The following is a 19,647-nucleotide window of genomic DNA, read 5'->3' on the forward strand; positions in this document are numbered from 1 at the left end:
CTTTTTGAAACCTTTTTTTGTAAAAATCGATTACAATTGCGATAATCGATTAGGGATAACTTAAAATTGTGTAGCGTATGTACTGGACACTCGAACTGGCATCTTATCTGGAAGATGCACCTTGGCCTGCTACCAAAGAAGAGCTGATTGACTATGCTCTGCGTTCAGGTGCACCGATGGAAGTGGTAGAAAACTTGCAGGAACTCGAAGACGACGGCCAACCCTACGAAAGCATCGAAGAGATTTGGCCCGACTACCCCACCAAAGAAGATTTCTTCTTTAACGAAGACGAATTCTAACAATCATTAAAAATCAAGCAAAAATAAAAAGAGCTGCTCAAAGGCAGCTCTTTTTATTTTGACAGCAAAGCCGAAGCAATCAGCAAGTCTTCGGCAGTAGTGATTTTTAAATTCCGGTAGTCCCCCTCTACCAAACATAAGCGATGCCCCGCTGCCTCCATTACCGAAGCATCATCGGTGAAGCGTTCCATGTCTCCGGCAAGCCATGCTTGGCGGTAGGCTTCCAGCAGGTCTTGCAGGCGAAACACCTGTGGCGTTTGTACCAAACGGAAACAGCTGCGGTCAAGTGCGCGGTGTGTGCCTGTGGGCGTCACTTCCCGGATAGAGTCCTTCAAAGGCACCGCAGGAATGGCACTGCCATGATTTGCCGCCATGGTAAAAGCACGCTCAAGCAAAGCCGTATCCACCAAAGGGCGGGCGCCGTCGTGCACCCCCACCAATGTGCTTTTTTCTGAGGCACCCAAGCGCTGCGCCAACGCCTGCAAGCCGTTCCAAACCGAATGGCAACGCGTGGCACCACCCGGCACACATACAAAGGGCATTTCCGGCTCTATCTTTTGCCACTCGGCTTGCCAATAGTCAATATACTGCTCCGGCAGCACCACCACCAAGGGCATCCGTGCATCAAACTGCAAAAAAGCCCGGATGGTATGCCACAAAACGGGCTTGCCTTGCAAAGGCAGAAATTGCTTGGGCATGTTTGCCCGCATCCGGCTACCGGAACCGCCGGCTACAATAACAGCTGCAAAAGAGGTCGTACTCATTCGTTTAGTCGAAATGGCGTTTGGGGAATCCATCCATACCGAGTGCCCGGATACGAGGCAACAGCAACAGGGCTTCTTCACGTGTAGGATATGCCCCCACGATGACACGGTAAATGCGTCCACCGGACCATCCCACTTGAATATACACTTCTTCCAGCCCGCCTTCCTTTATGAGCGTACGGCACTGGTCTATGGCATTTTCCACATCGCGATACGAGCCCACCTGAAGTCCTACACCTTTGGGGAAGCGCTCTGTGCCCCACATGCTGTAAGTGTGGCCGGTCTTGAATTTTTGTGCTACCGGCGCGCTCTCTTCTGCCCCCACCGGCACGGCCGGCACCTCGCTGTCTGTGGGTTCAGGCGCTGCCACCTCTTCTACCAGCACTTTGGCGGTACCGGTGCGCACCATATCCAACTGAATGGCTGCCGCCTTGGTAAGGTCTATGATACGCCCGTGTGCATAAGGGCCCCGGTCATTGATACGCACCACCACACTTTTGCCGTTGGCTAAGTTGGTTACCTTTACATAGGTGCCAAAGGGCAAGGTGCGATGCGCAGCCGTCATACGGGAATTGTCAAAAATTTCTCCGCTGGCCGTTTTTCGCCCGTTGAATTTATCGGCATAATACGAGGCCATGCCTTTGGCTTTGTAGGTGCGCTGTGCGTGCAGCGGAATGACTGAAAAACAAATCATTACCCCCCACAACACACACACCCAATAAGAGCTTTTCATACACTTCATTCTCTTAACTTGCTTGATTCACTTCTTCAAAAATACACAAAACACACAAATGAGTGCCTGTTTTTTTAAAATACGAAGAATGAAGCCATTACACAATTGGGCTAAATGCAAAAAAAATAATTCATTATTTTACTTGTGACTTAAGGAAAAAACTTTATATATTTACAACCGATGTTTAACCAAACTGTCAGATTTGTGGAAGAGAAAAGAGTGAACAACGGACAAAAGGAAGAGCTCTTCTCCAAGCGCGTGCGCGCCGGTAAAAGAACCTACTTCATTGATGTAAGAGCTACTCGCGGTGATGATTTTTACCTGACAATCACTGAGAGCAAGAAGCGTTTCCGCAACGGAAACTACGTGTACGAAAAGCACAAAATTTTCCTCTACAAAGAGGACTTCGCCAAATTCACCGAAGCATTGCAGGAAGCCATCGACCACATCAAGAATGAGTTGATGCCGGATGTGGACTTCTCACAGTTCGAGAAAACAAGCGAAGAGCTGACAGAAAGCTTTCTCAACGATGGCTTGGATTCGCTCGATACCGAGTTTTCTACCGAAGACAGCGACTTAAAGTGGGACTAAGCGCCCGGGCGCATAGTTCATTCACGATTTTATGATGCGGGCAGTTCTTTTAACCAAAAGGGCTGCCTTTTCGTTTATTGTTTCATTATCTTTTGCCCACGGTCAACGGCTTCAATTTCTTTTTTCCATGCAGCAGAAAAAACAAACGCGCATTATTGCTCTGGTTCGTTTTATTGACTTTCAAAAGCCTATCAACCGTATTTTGGTGCAAGGTGCCCTGCTGTTGACAGGCTTATGGCTTTTTACTTACTACTTCGGCAATATTGCTTCTTATCTCATCATTTCGCTGATACTGTCGGCCATCTTGGGCCCCATTGTCAATTTTCTGCATGACCTTCAGTTTTTCGGCATTCGCATGCCCCGGGTGCTGGCAGTCATGCTAAGCTTTCTTATATTTTTCGGCTTTCTCATTACTTTTTTGGTGCTGTTTGCACCTTTGGTTTATGACCAAATACAACTCATTAAAAGCATACAGTTCGACGAGCTGCTCAAGCGGGGGCAGATACCGCTTCTCAGAATCGAGCGTTTTTTGAATGACAGCTTCGACATGCAAATCGCCGAAGGGCAACTGCTGCAAGAAATACAGCGGTCACTTTTGCGCCTGCTCGACTCGGTGCGCTTTGGTGACCTGTTCAATACCTTGCTCAGCTTCGCCGGACAGTTTTTTATCGGCACCTTGGCCGTTTTCTTTATTACCTTCTTTTTTCTTTATGAAAAGAATTTCATTCACAACCTGCTCACCGGCATGATTCCCAACCGCTATTTTGAAGTGGGTATCAGCACCATTGACAAAATCGAGCGTTTGCTGTCCAATTACCTGTTGGGCATTCTGCTGCAAATGGTGGCTATCTTCACCATCGTATCTACCGGTTTGAGCCTGCTGAATATCCCCTATGCCATCACCATCGGGGTATTTGCCGCAGTGGCCAACCTCATTCCTTATTTGGGTCCTGTGCTGGGCGGTAGCTTCGGCTTGATTGTGGGCATCTCTTCCATAGCCCTGCACGCCGAATTGAGTACCCAAGCCGTTTCTTTCCTGGCACTGAAAATACTGATTGTCTTTGCCATCACACAACTTACTGACAATGTCGTGCTGCAGCCGGTCATTTTTTCGCGTAGCGTGAAAGCCCACCCGCTGGCCATCTTCATTGCCATATTTTTTGGTGCCAACATAGCCGGCGGCATCGGTATGATATTCGCCATTCCGGTTTATACCATTTTTAAGGTTATCATATCCGAGCTGCAAAGGGGCATTAAAGAATATCAAGTATTCAAAAAAGAGAGAGAGGTTATATTGAAAGACAACAGGGATTTACTGCAACGGCTCCCCTAAGGGCGAAAGTTACGCACGCCTTCTTTTTGTCATGCAAAAGATTGCATAAGTCGTTAAAAAATCAGATATTTGCGCTTCGTATTTTGCCCGCGAAGGGTAATAGCGCTTTGAGACTTAGAGAAAATAGCCTAAGTTTGTAAAAAATTTCAAAACAGGAACGTTTCAAAACCATGGCTGACCCAAACTTTGTCAAACTGTTCTCAGGCACCAGCTCCCGCTATCTTGCCGAAAAGATAGCCGAAGCGTATGGTAAGCCCTTGGGCGCTATTACCATTCAGCGATTCAGCGACGGCGAAATATCGCCTTATTACAACGAGTCTATCCGCGGCTGTGATGTATTCCTCATTCAGTCCACCTTCCCGCCGGCAGACAACCTCATGGAACTGCTGCTGATGATTGATGCAGCCCGCCGGGCATCGGCAAAATACGTAACCGTCGTAATGCCTTACTTTGGCTATGCACGCCAGGACCGCAAAGACAAACCACGCGTGGCCATTGCTGCCAAGCTGGTAGCCAATTTGTTGTCGGCGGCCGGCGCTGATCGTCTAATGACCTGCGACCTGCATGCCGGGCAGATTCAAGGCTTTTTCGATTTTCCGGTTGACCATCTGGACGGGTCTGCCATCTTTGCCCCCTATCTTGAAAAGCTCAACTTGGATAATCTTGTATTTGCAGCGCCGGATGTGGGGGGTGTGGGACGTGCCCGTGCCTTTGCCAAGATGTTTGAAGCCGATATGGTTGTTTGCGACAAGCACCGCAAGCGTGCCAACGAAGTAGCCGGCATGCAAGTAATTGGCGATGTAAAAGATGCCAATGTGGTCATTATAGATGACATTGTGGATACAGCCGGCACCATTTGCCGGGCTGCTGCTGTCCTTAAAGAAAAAGGGGCGCGTAGCGTGCGTGCCATCTGTACGCACCCGGTCTTGTCGGGCAATGCCTATGACAACATCAACAATTCGGTGTTGGAAGAGCTGGTGGTGTCCGATACCATTCCTTTGCGCCAGCAATCACCGAAAATAAAGGTGTTGAGTGTGGCTGACTTGTTTGCTACTGCCATCAAGAAAGTGCACGATTACGAATCCATCAGTTCGTTATTTATCTCAACTCATAAATAAACGTTTAAAACGAAATAAAGAAGGATTACCTAAACAAAAGAAAACAATGAGAACTGTAGAAATTGTAGGGTATAAGCGCAACGAGCTGGGAACTGCCGCAGCCAAAAAACTTCGCGTAGAAGGATATGTTCCTTGTGTGTTGTACGGTGGCGAAGAAGTCGTACACTTCTATGCTCCCATGTCTTTGTTTAAAGACCTGGTGTACACCCCCGAAGCAGCTTTCGTGAAGCTGAACATCGAGGGCGATGAGTACGATGCCATCCTGCAGGAAGCTCAATTCCATCCGGTAGCTGACTACATCACCCATGCCGACTTCTTGTTGCTGCAAGAAGACAAGCCCGTGAAGATGGAAATCCCTGTGAAGGTAGTAGGTTCTTCCATCGGTGTGCAAAAAGGTGGAAAAGCCGAAATCAAGCTGCGCAAGCTGAAAGTAAAAGCTTTGCCGAAAAACATGCCTCAATATGTAGAGGTGGACATCTCACACCTGGACTTGGGTAAATCAGTAAAAGTAAAAGACTTGAACCCCGAGAACTATACCATCTTGAACAGCCCTCAAAACCCCATCGTTTCGATCGCCATTCCTCGTGCTTTGCGTTCGAAACAAGCACAAGAAGCAGCTGCCGGCAAATAAGCAGTGCTTGCATAAAGCTGAAACCAAGCAAGAAGGCTACCTGCCGGGTAGCCTTCTTTGTTTTATGTTGTTCCAATAGACCGGTTTGCCGCTACTCTATGACAGGATAACGCTTAAAAGGTTTTTGGCGGTCAAACAGATAGCGATACGTAATGTGTGTTTTGTAGAGGCGCCCCCCTACATCTTCGGCTACGCGCATCATCTTAGGATTAAAATCACCTATCCAGTTCATTTCCATCTCTTTATAGCGATAGCCGGGCTTATGCGCCATGGTTGAATAATAATAAACAATGGCAGACTCCACGCCTTTCCCCTGATGTTCGGGCACCACGCCAAATACCACTCCAAACAATTTTTTCACTCCCACCACGCGGCGATACCATAAAAACTTCAGCTTTCCCCACCAATTCAATTGCCCATTCAGATGCTTGACAATTTGGTTCATTTCAGGCAACATAATGAAAAAGGCAACGGGCTCACCATCATAATACGCATACAAAATAATTTCAGGATCCAAAATAGGCTTCAGCTTTTTCATGATGGTCAATGCCTGTTCGGTAGTCATAGGCTCTACACCACTGTGTTTTACCCATGCTTTGTTGTAAATGGTGCGAAAATCTTCGGCATACTTTTCCAATTTAGACAGGCGCATGTGGTCAAAGGTGTAGCGCGGGTCGTCGTATATCTTTTTTGCTTTTTCGTGCACCTTTGGCTTTAGCGGGTCGGGAATCCAGCGATAATAAGTGTATTGTTTAAAATAGGTTTGAAAGCCGTAATTTTCGAAAAGGGTGCGGTAGTAAGGGTAGTTATAAGGCATGCAATAATTAGGCTCGGTAAAACCATCGACCAAGCATCCCCACCAACGGTCGCGCGTACCGAAATTAATGGGACCATCCATGGCTTCCATGCCGCGAGCCTGCAACCAGGCTTTACAGGTATCGAAAAGCAGGTTGGCTGCCGCCTGGTCGTTGATGCAATGAAAAAAGCCCATGCCACCGGTAGGCTGCTCGTTGTCTTTCATCGCCAGTTTTTCATTGTAAAAAGCCGCCACACATCCGATGGTTTGCCCCTGCGCATCTTGTAAAATCCAACGGCAGGCATCCCCCCCGCGGAACAACTTGTTTTTGGTGGGGTCAAAAACTTCTTCAATGTCCTTGTCCAGCGGTCGAATATAAGCCGGATCGTTTTTGTAAAGGCGCACCGGAAACTCTAAAAACTCCTTACGCAGCGCCTTGTTGTTCACTTCCACAACTTTCATAAGACTCTCAAAAGACAGGTTTTATTTTTAAATTTGGGCAAAGCTATGAAATTGAACTTTCAGAATAAAATGCTGCACAAAGCTTTTAGCTTCCCCCTTTGGTTGACCATCTGTTGCTGCTTATGGATAAGCGCCTGCAGCAGTAGCCGCATCACCCACAGCACCGACCGGGCACCGGCGGTCGATTTCAGCCAATACCAATCTTTTGTCGTGGTGGATTATTACCGCTTTCGCAACGACAAATACCCGGTAGTAAACAGCGAGCTCAGCCGCCAACGTATGGCACGGCTCATCACAGAGGCGTTGGAAGGAAAGGGTTTATTGCCGGCTTCCGAAGCGGCAGCAGCGCAACTGCACGTAAAATTCCGCATGGACCTGCAAACCCAGCAAGAGTTTCAACAGAGTTTCAACAACAACTGGGGCTGGACAGGCTGGCGCTCCTACCCTTTCTATCCGGCTACCGTGAACACCTACCAGCGGCAATATGAGGAACTCACGCTTGTTGTGGATATTGTAGATGCCCAAAGTGGGCGCCTGCTATGGCAAGGATGGGCGTTTGCAGAGATAGATAAAAAACGAAAAAAGCTGCCCGCACTTCAGGCAGCCATTGTAGCACGCCTTTTTGCAGAATATCCCTATCCTGCTGCAAAGAAATAAGCAAGCAGTGGTTTTTGTTTGTTTATTTCAACAGCCCTTCGGCGAGCATACGCTCTACTTTCTGCACGTCTTCGGGGGTTTCCACACACACGCTGTCGTAGCTTGTCATTGCCGTGCGGATACGGTATCCGTGCTCCAACCAGCGCAATTGCTCAAGCGACTCGGCGCGCTCCAGCATCGAAGGCGACAAGCCACATACCGCTTTCAAAATATCGGCACGATACAGATATAAGCCCACGTGCTTATAGAAGGTGTAGTGTTTCCATGCTTCTTCGAGCGGCATATCGCGCACAAAAGGCACCGGATAGCGGCTAAAATACAAAGCCTCGCCCCGGGTGTTGAGCACCACTTTTACCTCGCCCGTGTCGGTGAGCTCATCCAGGCGCTCTACCTGCTTGATGAGCGTGGCAATTTCCAAGCGGTGTGCTTCATCAATCAGCGCAATCAAGGCTTCAATCTGTCCGGGCACAATAAAAGGCTCGTCGCCCTGTATGTTCAACACATAGTCGTAATGCGCACCGCTTTTTTGTAGCGCTTCAAAGCAGCGGTCGGTGCCACTTGGGTGCGCAGGGTCGGTCATAACCACACGCGCCCCCAACGCCTGCACGTGCCCGGCCACACGTTCGTCGTCGGTAGCTACCAATATATCTGCCAAACCTTGTGCTTGTTTTACACGCTCATAGACACGCGCTATCATGCTTTTCCCTGCAATAGGGTGCAACACCTTGCCGGGAAAGCGAGTCGAAGCATAGCGCGCAGGTATTACTGCCAATACTTTTGTTGCCATATGGTGGATGTGCGTTTTGTTCAAAAAGCAAAATAAGAAAGGCAGACACCGCCTGTGGTGTCCGCCCTCGGTCTATTTTCAAAATTTCATTACTTAGAAGCAGCTTCCACTACGGGTGCCCCACTCATGATTTCGTCGTTGGCAAACTCTTCGTACTTCGCAAAGTTCTGTATAAAGAGCTGAGCCAGCTTTTGTGCTTGCGCGTCATAGGCTTCTTTGTCGCTCCATGTGTCGCGCGGGTTCAGCACTTCGGCAGGCACACCGGGGCAGCTTTGCGGCACAGCCACGCCAAACACAGGATGTGTTTTGTACTCTACGTTCTCCAGCTTGCCTTCGAGCGCCGCACTCAACATAGCACGGGTATAAGCCAGCTTCATGCGCGAGCCCACGCCGTAAGGTCCGCCGGTCCAGCCGGTATTCACCAACCAAACGTTTACTTGGTGCTTACGCATGTTTTCGCCCAGCAGTTCAGCATATTTGGTGGGGTGCAAAGGCAAGAAGGCAGCTCCAAAGCAAGCCGAGAAGGTAGCTTGAGGCTCGGTAATGCCTACTTCGGTGCCGGCTACCTTGGCAGTGTATCCCGAAATGAAGTGATACATCGCCTGACCGGGGGTGAGCTTCGAGATAGGCGGCAATACGCCGAAAGCATCGGCCGTCAGGAAGAATATGTTTTTGGGATGCCCGCCAATAGAGGGTTCCAATGCGTTTTCTATGTGGTAAATAGGATAAGCCGTACGGGTGTTTTCCGTTACCGACTTGTTGGTATAGTCGGGTGTGCGGGTGCCCTCAAAACAACGGACATTTTCAAGAATAGCACCAAACTTGATGGCATCCCAGATTTGAGGCTCACTCTCGCGGGTAATGTTGATCACCTTGGCATAGCAGCCACCTTCAAAGTTAAAGACGCCATCGGGCGCCCATCCGTGCTCGTCGTCACCAATGAGCTTGCGATTGGGGTCAGCCGAAAGGGTGGTTTTTCCTGTGCCCGACAGCCCAAAGAACACAGCCGTATCGCCTGCTTCGCCCATGTTGGCAGAGCAGTGCATAGACAAAATGCCGCGTTCGTGCGGCAACATGTAGTTCAATACCGAGAATATTCCTTTTTTCATTTCACCAGCATAACCTGTGCCCCCAATCAAGATCATGCGTTTGCTGAGGTTCAGGATGGCAAAGTTTTTTTGACGGGTGCCATCCACAGCCGGGTCTGCTTCAAATTCGGGAATGCAGATAATGGTGAAATTAGGCTCGAACTGCGCCAGCTCTTCACGGTTGGGGCGCAAGAACATATTGTAACAAAACAGGTTTTGCCATGCTTTGGTATTAATGACACGCAAGTTCAAACGGTAGTCGGCATGTGCCCCGGCATAGGCATCACGCACATAAATAGTTTTATCCTTCAAATAGTCGAGCATCTTGCGATGCAGGGCATCGAATTGCTCGGGTGAGAAAGGTATATTGATATCCCCCCACCAAACGGTACTTTCGGTGAGTTCGTCTTTTACGATAAATCGGTCTTTGGGCGAGCGTCCGGTAAACTGACCGGTATCGCACATGATGGCTCCGTTGTCGGCAAGTAGCCCCTCGCCATTGGCTAAGGCATGTTCTACAAGCTCTGCGGGACACAAGTTCCAGTACGCCTTGGCAGCCGTTATGTTCATGTCTGCCAAGCTGCGTTTTTCAGACTTCAATCCGAACTCTTGCATTTTTTATAAAAATTAAAAGGTTCAAAATAGACGAAAAGTCACGAAGGACGGGGCAAAGTTACGCATTTGTTTTCAAAAGATTAAATGATAAACATCAAAGCGCTGCCCTAAGGGCAACGCTTTGAGCTACATACGGTAGGCGGTCTGTCTTTTGGGCGCTTTCTTTTTAAAGAGCCGCTTGGTGGCATAGCCGCTCCATGCTGCCATAAAAGCCACTATGCCCCCCAACAAAGCCGATACCAAAAAAAGCCACTCACCGATTTGGGGCATGCCCAGCATGGCCGCAATACGGCGCGAGAGCAGTTGGTCGTTTTGCAGGTCGGCAAAGAAAGCCCGGATTGCCCAAATAAAAAAAACCGCCAGAAAAGCAGAAAAAGTAGTTCCCCAAAAGCGCTTGCCAAACAAGGCAGCCACCACAAAGCAGACCACTGCCATGCTCCACCAGGGGAAAAATATTTGCACCAAGATGCTAAGTATTAAAATCAGAATAAAGACCATAATAAGCAGTGCTTTTAGTTGATTATTTAGATTTTGCCCATTGAATGCCCGGCCCAATTACAAAGCTTATACAACATGCGGGCGCCCACATTGGCGTCCCACTCATCTTCGAAGCTGCCCCCTACTTCCACCAAATCGAAACCTATGATTTTACGCCCCGAGCGTACCACTTGTTTAATCAAATACAAAGCTTCAAAGAACTCCAGCCCGCCGGCTACGGGGGTACCGGTCATGGGGCACAGCTTGGGGTCCAGTCCGTCAATATCAAAGCTAATATATACATTTTCAGGCAGTTGTTCCACGATGGCTTGGCAGTAGTCTTTCCAGCTCTTGCCTTCGTAAATGCCTTCTTTTATTTGCTGGTCGAAGAAGGTGACGATGCGCTCCGGCTGCGAACGAATCAAATCCCATTCTGCTTCGCAGTAGTCCCGTATGCCTACCTGTACCAGCTTGGTCACTTCGGGGAAGTCCTGAAGCACATTGTACATGATGGAAGCATGAGAATAACGAAAGCCCTCATACGCTTCACGCAAATCGGCATGAGCGTCTATTTGCAAAATGCCAATGTCGTCGTAGCGCTCGGCAAGGGCACGTATCAGGCCATAAGGGGTGCTGTGGTCACCGCCCAATACTGCCACTATTTTGTCTTCATCGAGCCAGTCGGAAGCCGTTTCATACACCCACAAGTTCATCTTTTCGCACTCTTGATTGACCACCGACGGTATTTCGTGCATGTAAGGGGCGCCCTCCCAGTCGGCAGGCTTGCCTTGTTCGAGCCAATGTATGTAATCTTCGGTTTCCTCGCGCAAGGTGGCACTCATCTCTGCCAGATGCTCCGGCAAGTCGAGCATGGCGATGCCCATCTTCCAGGCATCGGGAATATCCGGGTCGTAGAGGTCCACTTGCGCCGAGGCATACAATATGTTTTCGGGGGCGTCGGAAGTACCGGTACCATAAGACACCGTCACTTCCCAAGGCACGGGCACAATCACCACTTCGGCATGCTCGGGCTCATAGGGCAAGCCAAACAAGCGCCCTACCTGCCCCACATCATTGGGGTCTATGCTCTTGATAATTTCTTCTTTTGAACGCTTTGCCATATTGCTGCTTTTTTAAAAAGGCTTACTGTATTGAGTCTGCAATGTTACGCATTTTTCAAGACAAGACCGGTAGCTTCTCTATCGCTTCTTGCACTTTGCGATACACCGCTTCCAAATCTATGCTTTCCGGGTCGTTTTGTTGACGGCAGATGTCCAACAAGATTTTATTTTGCAGCTCCCCTCTTTGCTTCGCCACAGAATAGGGAATTTCCGGATGAAAGGTTACCAAAGCATATTTTGAGAAGTAATCCGGATAGTGTTGCTCCAGGCGGTATTCCAGCTTGCGCATGCGCTGAAAGTCTTCATCATTCACCCGGTCGCGCATTTCATAGAAGTTATCTATGGCCAGGTCGGCAATGGCATCGGTATCTTTTTTTCTGCTTGCCTGGTAGGCATCAAAAGCCTTTTGCCAATCGCCCCGGCAGGCATCCAGGTGCTCTTCCAAACGCAGGCAGTCTTCAAAAGCGGCATTCATGCCTTGCCCGTAAAAAGGCACAATGGCGTGGGCGGCGTCGCCAATCAACAACACCTTGCCTTTGTATGCCCAAGGGTAGCAGCGCACCGTTCCCAAAACACCCACCGGATTGCGGAAATACTCTTCGGTAAGCCGGGGCATCAAGGGGGGCACATCCGGGAAGCAGGTATCAAAGAAAGCGCGCACTTTTTCGGCTGTGTTCAGCTGTTCGAAGCTATAGCCCGGGCCCTCTTTAGGCAAAAAAAGTGTGCAAGTAAAGGTGGCGTCCAAGTTGGGCAACGCAATGAACATAAAAGTCTCACGCGGCCATATGTGCAAAGCATGTTTTTCTATCAAGAAAGCGCCATCTTTGCCGGCCGGCAGGGTCAGTTCTTTGTAGCCGTAATCTAAAAAATCCACCTCTTCCTGCAGCAAACCGGCACTCTTCAGGGCGCGGCGCACCACCGAGCCGGCACCGTCGGCAGCAAAAAGCACATCGCCTTCTATGCGTTGGCGTTGTCCATTTGCTTCTACTTCCACAGCCGGGTATTCCCAGTCCACGCCCACACAAGCAGTGCCAAAATGTATGTTTACATTCGGATATGCCTCGGCATGGTTTACTAAAGCCACGTTCAACTCCAGGCGGGAAATAGAGTTGATATATTCGTGGGGCTTGGTGCTGTAGGGCAGCAGCAGGGTGTGCCCCTCCGTGTCGTGAATCATGCGCCCACGCATGGGAATCATCAAAGGGAACACGGCATCTTGCAATCCCAAACGCTCCAGAGCGCGCAAGCCGCGGTGCGAGAGCGCCAAGTTGATAGACCGCCCTTCTTCCATTCCGTACAGACGGGGGTCACGGCGCTTCTCAAATACTTCTACTTCATAACCACGTCGTGCCATGAAAGAGGCGAGCAAAGAACCTACCAAACCGGCACCTACAATGAGCACTTTAGGCATACTACTTTTCGTTTTCTTCGTACATGAAATCGCACATAAATGAAGGGGGTAATTTAAGAAGATTGCCTGTAATTGACCGATGACTTTTCTTCTTTTGCCGGCTTATTTTTTTGTTTATACTCCCAAAAAGGCTGCGGGTCTAAATTCAACCAGGCAAAAGCATTTTCGCCCAAGAGTTTGCGTTTTTGAGCTTCGGTTAACCCTTCGGTTTGCTCTATGAGGCGCCCGGGTGTCAGCTCGCCCAAGGGGAAAGGGTAGTCGGTGCCCAAGGCCACCTTGTCTTCGCCAAACAACTGCACAATAAAACGCAGGGCTTCGGGCGAGTGCACCAGTGAATCCACCCAAAAGCGCCCAAGATACTCTTTCGGATGCACGTTGTTGTCTATGGCGCAGAGGTCGGGGCGCACTTCAAAGCCATGGGCAATGCGCCCAAAAGTAATGGGAAACGAACCGCCACCATGGGCAAAAGCTACCCGCAAGCGCGGCAGGCGCTCAAACACCCCGCCGAAAATCATGGAACAAATAGCCAAAGAGGTTTCGGCAGGCATGCCCACCAACCAAGGCAACCAATATTTGGGCATACGCTCTTTGCCCATCATGTCCCAAGGGTGTATAAAGATGGCTGCGCCCAGCTCTTCGGCTGCCTGAAAGAAAGGGAAGAGCTCCTCGTCCGACAAGTTCCAATCATTGACATGCGTGCCTATCTCTACGCCTGCCAAGCCCAAATCCACCACACAACGCTCCAGCTCTTTGATGGCCAACGAGGGGGCTTGTAAAGGCACCGTGCCCAAACCGATGAAGCGGCGCGGATAGCGTGCCACCACCTCGGCTATGTGGTCGTTCAAGTATTGACTGACGGCAAGCGCATCCAAAGGCTTCGCCCAGTAACTAAACATCACGGGGATAGTAGAAAGCACCTGCACATCTACGCCGAAGTCGTCGCACTCGCGTAAACGTGTCTCGGGGCTCCAACAGTTGTCTTGAATCTCGCGGAAAAACTTACCGTCAATCAACATGCGGGCGCGGCAATTCTTATGATGGTCCAACGACACAAAGCCACCATAGCCGAATTTCTCTTTAAAAGAAGGCAGCTTCTCGGGGATAATGTGTGTATGTATATCGACACGAAGACACATGAGCAGAAAAATTGAGTTGTTTGAATCAATGAAAAGATAGGACGTTTGCAAGTATTTTACAAGCCGGCGCCCCACTCCTTTTCCGGGAAAACTTGCATACAAGGAATTTCTTGCTTATCATTGCGGCAACGATGCTTACGAGAAACCGCATATATTCCCTCCTCACCGGATTTTCTCTGCAATCCGCCCACCGGACTGCATGGCATCATCATGCCTTCCATCATGGCTCTCTGTCCTAAGAGAGCCAAAGCAGCAACATATTACCCCATTCCTTTTGGGGCATGTTCAAAAAAACATGCCGGCATGGTGTTTTAAAACAAACGCCCCATCAAGCAGTTATATTTTCCTTTTTCCATTCGTCTAAAAAAACACAGTTATATGTTGCGCATAGCATTACAAAAATCCGGAAGGCTAAGCGAAGCGTCGCTCAAGCTCATAAAAGAATGCGGCATTAGCTTCACCAACGGCACAGGCAAGCTGAAAACCATTGCCGACAACTTCCCCGCCGAGTTTCTTTTCCTACGCGACGACGACATTCCGCGTTATGTGGCCGACGGCGTGGCCGACATAGGCATAGTAGGTGAAAACGTAGTGGTAGAAGACCGTTCCGAAGTAGTCATCACCAAAGCGCTGGGCTTTTCGAAATGCCGCCTGTCCATCGCCATACCGCGCAGCGAAATGTATGAAGGCATCGAAAGCCTGCAAGGCAAACACATTGCCACCTCTTATCCCAACATTCTGCGCGACTTCCTGAACAAAAACGGCATCGATGCCACCATTCATGAAATCAGCGGCTCGGTAGAAATAGCCCCAAGCATCGGCTTGGCCGATGCCGTCTGCGACATCGTCAGCACGGGCAGCACCCTCATGAGCAACGGGCTGAAAGAAGTGGAAGTCATTTTCCGCTCTCAAGCCGTCTTGATTCAAACGCCCGTATTGAATGAAGAGAAGCAGGCTATACTGCAAAAGCTGCTGTTTCGTATTGAAGCCGTGCAAAACGCACGCAACAACAAATACATTCTTTTGAATGCCCCCAAAGAAGCCATTCCCGCCATCATCGACATACTGCCGGGCATGAAAAGCCCCACGGTCCTGCCTTTGGCAATGGAAGGCTGGTATTCGCTTCATTCGGTCATTCAAGAAGACCAATTCTGGGAAATCATCGAGCAGCTCAAAGCGGCCGGTGCCGAAGGTATATTAGTGGTTCCTATCGAAAAAATGATTTACTGATGAAAGTATTTATTGAACCTGCACCCGACCAATGGGCAGAGCTGTTGGCGCGCCCCGTGTTGCAAACGCAAGACCTGCGCGCACGCATTGCCCCCATCATCGAAGCAGTGCGCCAAGAAGGCGACGCTGCCCTGCTGCACTTCAACCGCCGGTTTGACGGCTACGAAGGGGCTTTGCAAGTCCCCGTGCATGCCATCGAAGAGGCCCCCAAACAAATAGACGCCTCTTTGTGGCAAGCCCTGCAGCAAGCCTATGCCAACATACGGGCATTTCACGAAGCGCAAAAAGAAGAACCCAAAATAATAGAAACCATGCCCGGTGTGCGCTGCTGGCGGCGCAGCGTGGGCATCGAACGAGTGGGCATCTATGTGCCCGGTGGCACGGCGCCCCTCTTTTCCACGGTGCTGATGCTGGGCGTGCCGGCTCAAATTGCCGGCTGTAGCGAAGTGGTGCTGTGCACCCCAGCCAGTGCCGAAGGTGCCGTGCACCCCGCCATATTGGCTGCCGCTTCGCTCTGTGGTATTCGCAAAATATTTGCCGTAGGGGGCGCGCAAGCCATTGCTGCCATGGCTTTCGGTACCGAAAGCATTCCCAAGGTGGACAAGGTCTTCGGACCGGGCAACCAATATGTAACCGCCGCCAAGCAGATGCTTTCAGCCGAAGGCATCATTGCCATAGACCTGCCGGCCGGACCTTCGGAAGTAGCCGTGTGGGCAGATGCCCAAGCCCCTGCCCCCTTCTTGGCAGCGGACCTGCTGTCGCAAGCCGAACATGGGCCCGACAGCCAAGTAATATTGGTATGCGACACCGAAGCTCAAGTACAAGCCGTTTTGCAAGCCATTGAAAAGCAGCTGTCACAACTGCCCCGTGCCGGCATAGCACGCGAAGCCCTGCGCCACAGCCGCGCCTTTGTCATGAAGCAGCCCGAACAGGCTTTGCGCCTGCTCAACAGCTACGCCCCCGAACACCTTATCATAGCCCGTCAAGATGCAAGCCGCTGGGTCAACCACGTCACCCATGCCGGCTCGGTGTTCTTGGGCTACTACACCCCCGAGTCTGCCGGCGACTATGCTTCGGGCACCAACCATACCTTGCCCACCAACGGCTTTGCCCGTATGTATAGCGGCGTGTCACTCGACTCGTTCGTGAAGAAAATCACCTTTCAGGAAATCAGCGCCGAAGGTTTACAAAAGCTGGGCAAAACCATTGGCACCATGGCAGCCGCCGAAGGCTTGGATGCCCACCGCTTAGCCGTAGATGTCCGTTTAAATGCCTTGTCTCCCAATCCACCTCAGCTATGAACATGAACCCAACCATTCGTATTGAAGACATCATGCAGTGTGTGCGCCCCCACCTGCGGGGGCTGCAGCCCTACAGCTCTGCCCGCGACGAGTTCAGCGGGCAGGCACACATCTACCTCGATGCCAACGAAAACCCTTTTGGCAGCCCTCTGTTAAGTGTTTCTGTGTATAACCGCTATCCCGACCCCCACCAGCAAAGCCTGAAAGAGCGCTTGGCAAAGCTGAAAGGCGTGGAGCCCGGACAAATTTTCCTGGGCAACGGCAGCGATGAAGCCATAGACCTGCTCATAAGGGCATTTTGTGAGCCGGCACAAGACCGCATCCTTATCACCCCGCCCACCTACGGCATGTATGAAGTGAGCGCTGCCATTCATAATGTGGGCGTGCTGAAGGTGCCCCTTCTGCCCGAAGTGTTTCAGCTCAACACAGACGAAATAATAGCACAAAGCCGGCAAGCCAAGCTCATATGGCTTTGCTCGCCCAACAACCCTACAGGCAATCTGCTTCGTCGTGAAGACATTCACGCCATTTTGACACAAGTACACTGCCCGGTGGTAGTCGATGAAGCATATATCGATTTCAGCGAAGATGAAGGCTGGTTGCCCCACTTGGAACATTATCCCAACCTGATAGTGCTCCAGACCTTTTCCAAAGCATGGGGGCTTGCCGGCTTACGTCTGGGAGTTGCCTATGCTCATCCGCAAATCATTCATTTGCTCGACAAAATAAAACCACCTTACAACATCAATGCTTACACCCAAAAGATGGCACTGCAAGCCCTCGACCAAAGACGCCAAGTGGCGTTGTGGATAGAAAACACACGCCGTGAACGCCAAGCCCTAAGTCAAGCCTTGACAAGCCTGCCTTTCGTGGAGAAAGTGTTTCCTTCCGACGCCAACTTCATATTGGTGCGCATGCAGCAGGCAAGTGCCATTTACCGCTACTTAATAACGTGCGGCATTATAGTTCGTGACCGCAGCCGCGTTGTTCTGTGCGACAACTGCCTGCGAATCACCGTCGGGAAGCCCGAAGAAAACCGGCAACTATTAAATGCTTTACGGGAGTGGCAAAAAAATGGCTAATTTCCTTTTGCTGCTTTTGGAGTTCCTCTCGTGATTTAGTAGCTTCCATCATATGGTTCAACCCTAAACACTTTTATTCTCATGACTCCCGAAGTACAGAAAGTGCATGGCATGATTGAAAAATTTGCCCAATCGGTAGGTGTCGATCCCAAAAAAGCCTTCGACCCGGAGAAAAAGGCTTGGTATTTTCAACGTGGTTCTGCCCGTATCGAGGTGTTTGTGCAGGGCATTCCGCTCAGCAATGGCGAAATGCGCTACTTCTTGCGTATTTTCTCCCCCATTATGAAAATACCGGCCGGGCGCGAATGCGAAGTGTATAAGCACCTGCTCGAGCTCAACGATCAGTCGCTGGGCGTAAAACTCACGCTGATGCCCAATAGCAATCAGGTATATGCCACCTACGAGCGCGACATACAAGGGCTCGATGACGAAGAACTGGCTACCTGTATGCTCGACTTAGGATGGTGGGCAGACAAGCTGGACGATCAGTTGCAAATCACCTTTTCTTCTGACCGTTAAGCCAACACAGGGGGCGGCCGTTTTGCCCGCCCGGCTGCCCGCCTGTTTTTTCTATACAACAACCCAACAGCAAACCCATGAAGCCCGAAGTGCAAAGAGTACACGATATGATTCGCCAATTTGTGGCGTCGGTAGGCTTGGACCCCGACAAGGCATTCAACCCCGAAAAACAAGCATGGTTCTGGGTGCGTGGTTCTGCCCGCATCGAGGTGTTTGTGCAGGGCGTGCCGCTCAGCAATGGCGATACCCGCTACTTTCTGCGCCTTTTCTCGCCCATTGCCAAAGTGCCCAGTTACCGCGAAAAAGAGTTTTACCGCCATCTGTTGGAACTCAACGACTCGCGCCTGGGCGTAAAACTCACCGTCATGCCCAACAGCGATCAGGTATATGCCACCTATGAACGCGACATACAAGGGCTGGACTACGACGAGCTGGTGACCTGCATTGCCGACCTCGAATGGTGGGCCGACACCCTCGACGATCAACTCATGGCGGCCTTCCCCCCCGACGACCGCTAAAGCAGCCTTGGCTTTTTGCACTTTTTTTGCTACTTTTCTTGTTTAGAAGACAAAAAAGTAGCGGCATTTCCTATGCGTAGTATTTATTTTCTGCTTGCATGCCTCATAGGCTTTGAGCTCCATGCACAAACGCCTTCCATCCTGGAAACCGACAGCATCCCCGACCTTTCGGTAGAACTGTCACAAAAGAAGGAAAAGAAAGACAAGGGGCGAAAAATAAAAAAGCGCCGGGTTTATTATGGTGTCAAAACCAAAAAGACCTTCATCAAGCATGACAACGGCACCGTAGAGATTTTTCACTACCTGCCCGAATGGCACGAGCCATACAACAAAGTGGAAGAGATTGCCTGGTATTGGGAAAAAAGGCGCAAACTATATCATACTGAATACGGCTCCATCAAACGTGGCGAAGCCAAGTTGCTACATGGACCTTATCGCAAGCTCTACAAAGACCAGGTCATGGAAGAAGGTTTCTACTACTACGGGGCAAAGCATGGTCGCTGGGTGCGCTATGGGCGCGATGCCCTTGACCGCGACTGGGTGCTCATCGACAAAACCAAGTATTTCCGCGGCTGGCTCAAAGAGTCGAAACGCACTTACTACGATGAAAAGCAAAACAAGCTGAAGGAAGTCATCCCCATCAAGCACGGCAAGCTGGAAGGCAACTACTATTTCTTTTACCCCAATGGGCGCATTGCCATCAAAGGGCAATATGAAGCGGGGCAGCGCGTGGGCGTATGGATGGAATACTACCCCAACGGGCAGCGCAAACGGGAAATACACTACCCCCGCAAGCCGGATACCAACGAAAAGCCCTACATCTTGCGCCAATGGGATGAACGCGGCAAAGAAACACGCTATCAGCCCCATGAAGTAGAGCTGGACGACTACCACCCCTTGAAAGAAGACCGAGAAGAAGCCCGCCTGCAAAATTAAGGGCTTCTCTTGCACGAGCATGGCCAATGGCTACTCTCTGCG

At 50.3% G+C, this 19,647-nt stretch carries 21 protein-coding genes; 12 read left to right on the forward strand and 9 right to left on the reverse strand.

The window, feature by feature from the left end; translation table 11 throughout:
- Positions 1–77 precede the first annotated feature (77 nt).
- The gene (locus K384_RS06130; protein ID WP_038030434.1) at positions 78–299 is read left to right on the forward strand and encodes a DUF2795 domain-containing protein; all 222 of its coding nucleotides are present in this window, start codon (positions 78–80) and stop codon (positions 297–299) included.
- 53 nt (positions 300–352) lie between these two features.
- On the opposite strand, the gene K384_RS06135 is transcribed toward K384_RS06130, so the two are convergent.
- Entirely contained in the window at positions 353–1,063 is a 711-nt protein-coding gene (locus K384_RS06135; RefSeq protein ID WP_038030436.1) for a 2-C-methyl-D-erythritol 4-phosphate cytidylyltransferase, read from the reverse strand.
- Between the two features lie 4 nt (positions 1,064–1,067).
- On the reverse strand, positions 1,068–1,796 hold the full coding sequence (locus K384_RS13655; protein ID WP_211245227.1) for a septal ring lytic transglycosylase RlpA family protein: 729 nt from the start codon (positions 1,794–1,796) through the stop codon (positions 1,068–1,070).
- A 204-nt stretch (positions 1,797–2,000) separates the two neighbouring features.
- Here K384_RS13655 and K384_RS06145 point away from each other — a divergent pair, with 204 nt between their 5' ends.
- The 4 genes from K384_RS06145 to K384_RS06160 all read left to right on the forward strand — a co-directional run bounded on the left by K384_RS06145 (position 2,001) and on the right by K384_RS06160 (position 5,469).
- Entirely contained in the window at positions 2,001–2,387 is a 387-nt protein-coding gene (locus tag K384_RS06145; RefSeq protein ID WP_038030587.1) for a DUF3276 family protein, read from the forward strand.
- A gap of 127 nt (positions 2,388–2,514) precedes the next feature.
- Entirely contained in the window at positions 2,515–3,720 is a 1,206-nt protein-coding gene (locus tag K384_RS06150) for an AI-2E family transporter (protein ID WP_084147144.1), read from the forward strand.
- Between the two features lie 170 nt (positions 3,721–3,890).
- Complete coding sequence (locus K384_RS06155; RefSeq protein WP_038030438.1) at positions 3,891–4,838, forward strand: ribose-phosphate pyrophosphokinase; 948 nt, start codon at positions 3,891–3,893, stop codon at positions 4,836–4,838.
- Positions 4,839–4,884: 46 nt separating this feature from the next.
- The gene (locus K384_RS06160) at positions 4,885–5,469 is read left to right on the forward strand and encodes a 50S ribosomal protein L25/general stress protein Ctc (protein WP_038030441.1); all 585 of its coding nucleotides are present in this window, start codon (positions 4,885–4,887) and stop codon (positions 5,467–5,469) included.
- A gap of 91 nt (positions 5,470–5,560) precedes the next feature.
- Here K384_RS06160 and K384_RS06165 read toward each other — a convergent pair whose 3' ends face one another.
- Entirely contained in the window at positions 5,561–6,727 is a 1,167-nt protein-coding gene (locus K384_RS06165) for a hypothetical protein (RefSeq protein ID WP_038030443.1), read from the reverse strand.
- Positions 6,728–6,772: 45 nt separating this feature from the next.
- On the opposite strand from K384_RS06165, the gene K384_RS06170 reads away from it, so the two are divergent.
- Positions 6,773–7,384, forward strand: a complete 612-nt coding sequence (locus K384_RS06170; RefSeq protein ID WP_038030445.1) for a DUF4136 domain-containing protein — start codon at positions 6,773–6,775, stop codon at positions 7,382–7,384.
- Between the two features lie 22 nt (positions 7,385–7,406).
- Here the strand turns inward: K384_RS06170 and kdsB are convergent, their stop codons facing one another.
- The 6 genes from kdsB to K384_RS06200 form a co-directional block, all read right to left on the reverse strand.
- Positions 7,407–8,171, reverse strand: coding sequence for a 3-deoxy-manno-octulosonate cytidylyltransferase (gene kdsB, locus K384_RS06175; protein WP_038030447.1), 765 nt, complete (start codon positions 8,169–8,171; stop codon positions 7,407–7,409).
- An 89-nt stretch (positions 8,172–8,260) separates the two neighbouring features.
- On the reverse strand, positions 8,261–9,874 hold the full coding sequence (pckA, locus tag K384_RS06180; protein WP_038030449.1) for a phosphoenolpyruvate carboxykinase (ATP): 1,614 nt from the start codon (positions 9,872–9,874) through the stop codon (positions 8,261–8,263).
- A 126-nt stretch (positions 9,875–10,000) separates the two neighbouring features.
- Positions 10,001–10,372 carry a hypothetical protein gene (locus tag K384_RS06185; RefSeq protein ID WP_038030452.1) on the reverse strand — a complete coding sequence of 124 codons (372 nt, stop codon included), beginning with the start codon at positions 10,370–10,372 and terminating at the stop codon, positions 10,001–10,003.
- A 26-nt stretch (positions 10,373–10,398) separates the two neighbouring features.
- Complete coding sequence (locus tag K384_RS06190; RefSeq protein WP_038030454.1) at positions 10,399–11,472, reverse strand: agmatinase family protein; 1,074 nt, start codon at positions 11,470–11,472, stop codon at positions 10,399–10,401.
- A gap of 55 nt (positions 11,473–11,527) precedes the next feature.
- On the reverse strand, positions 11,528–12,883 hold the full coding sequence (locus K384_RS06195; RefSeq protein ID WP_038030455.1) for an FAD-dependent oxidoreductase: 1,356 nt from the start codon (positions 12,881–12,883) through the stop codon (positions 11,528–11,530).
- A 53-nt stretch (positions 12,884–12,936) separates the two neighbouring features.
- The gene (locus K384_RS06200; protein WP_051633191.1) at positions 12,937–14,019 is read right to left on the reverse strand and encodes an amidohydrolase family protein; all 1,083 of its coding nucleotides are present in this window, start codon (positions 14,017–14,019) and stop codon (positions 12,937–12,939) included.
- Between the two features lie 378 nt (positions 14,020–14,397).
- Here K384_RS06200 and hisG point away from each other — a divergent pair, with 378 nt between their 5' ends.
- The 6 genes from hisG (at position 14,398) to K384_RS06230 (ending at position 19,605) form a co-directional block, all read left to right on the forward strand.
- A complete protein-coding gene (hisG, locus tag K384_RS06205) occupies positions 14,398–15,249 on the forward strand; it encodes an ATP phosphoribosyltransferase (protein WP_038030457.1) in 852 nt (283 codons plus the stop codon).
- Complete coding sequence (gene hisD / locus K384_RS06210; protein WP_038030460.1) at positions 15,249–16,550, forward strand: histidinol dehydrogenase; 1,302 nt, start codon at positions 15,249–15,251, stop codon at positions 16,548–16,550. The genes hisG and hisD overlap by 1 nt, the downstream gene beginning before the upstream one ends.
- Entirely contained in the window at positions 16,547–17,632 is a 1,086-nt protein-coding gene (gene hisC / locus K384_RS06215; protein WP_245605285.1) for a histidinol-phosphate transaminase, read from the forward strand. The genes hisD and hisC overlap by 4 nt, the downstream gene beginning before the upstream one ends.
- An 81-nt stretch (positions 17,633–17,713) precedes the next feature.
- The gene (locus tag K384_RS06220) at positions 17,714–18,151 is read left to right on the forward strand and encodes a YbjN domain-containing protein (protein WP_038030462.1); all 438 of its coding nucleotides are present in this window, start codon (positions 17,714–17,716) and stop codon (positions 18,149–18,151) included.
- Between the two features lie 77 nt (positions 18,152–18,228).
- A complete protein-coding gene (locus tag K384_RS06225; protein WP_038030464.1) occupies positions 18,229–18,669 on the forward strand; it encodes a YbjN domain-containing protein in 441 nt (146 codons plus the stop codon).
- Between the two features lie 72 nt (positions 18,670–18,741).
- Positions 18,742–19,605, forward strand: coding sequence for a toxin-antitoxin system YwqK family antitoxin (locus K384_RS06230; RefSeq protein WP_157630076.1), 864 nt, complete (start codon positions 18,742–18,744; stop codon positions 19,603–19,605).
- The last annotated feature ends 42 nt before the right edge of the window (positions 19,606–19,647 follow it).

Origin of the sequence: Thermonema rossianum DSM 10300, assembly GCF_000426825.1 — a bacterium.
GTDB classification, from domain to species: Bacteria; Bacteroidota; Bacteroidia; order Cytophagales; family Thermonemataceae; genus Thermonema; species Thermonema rossianum.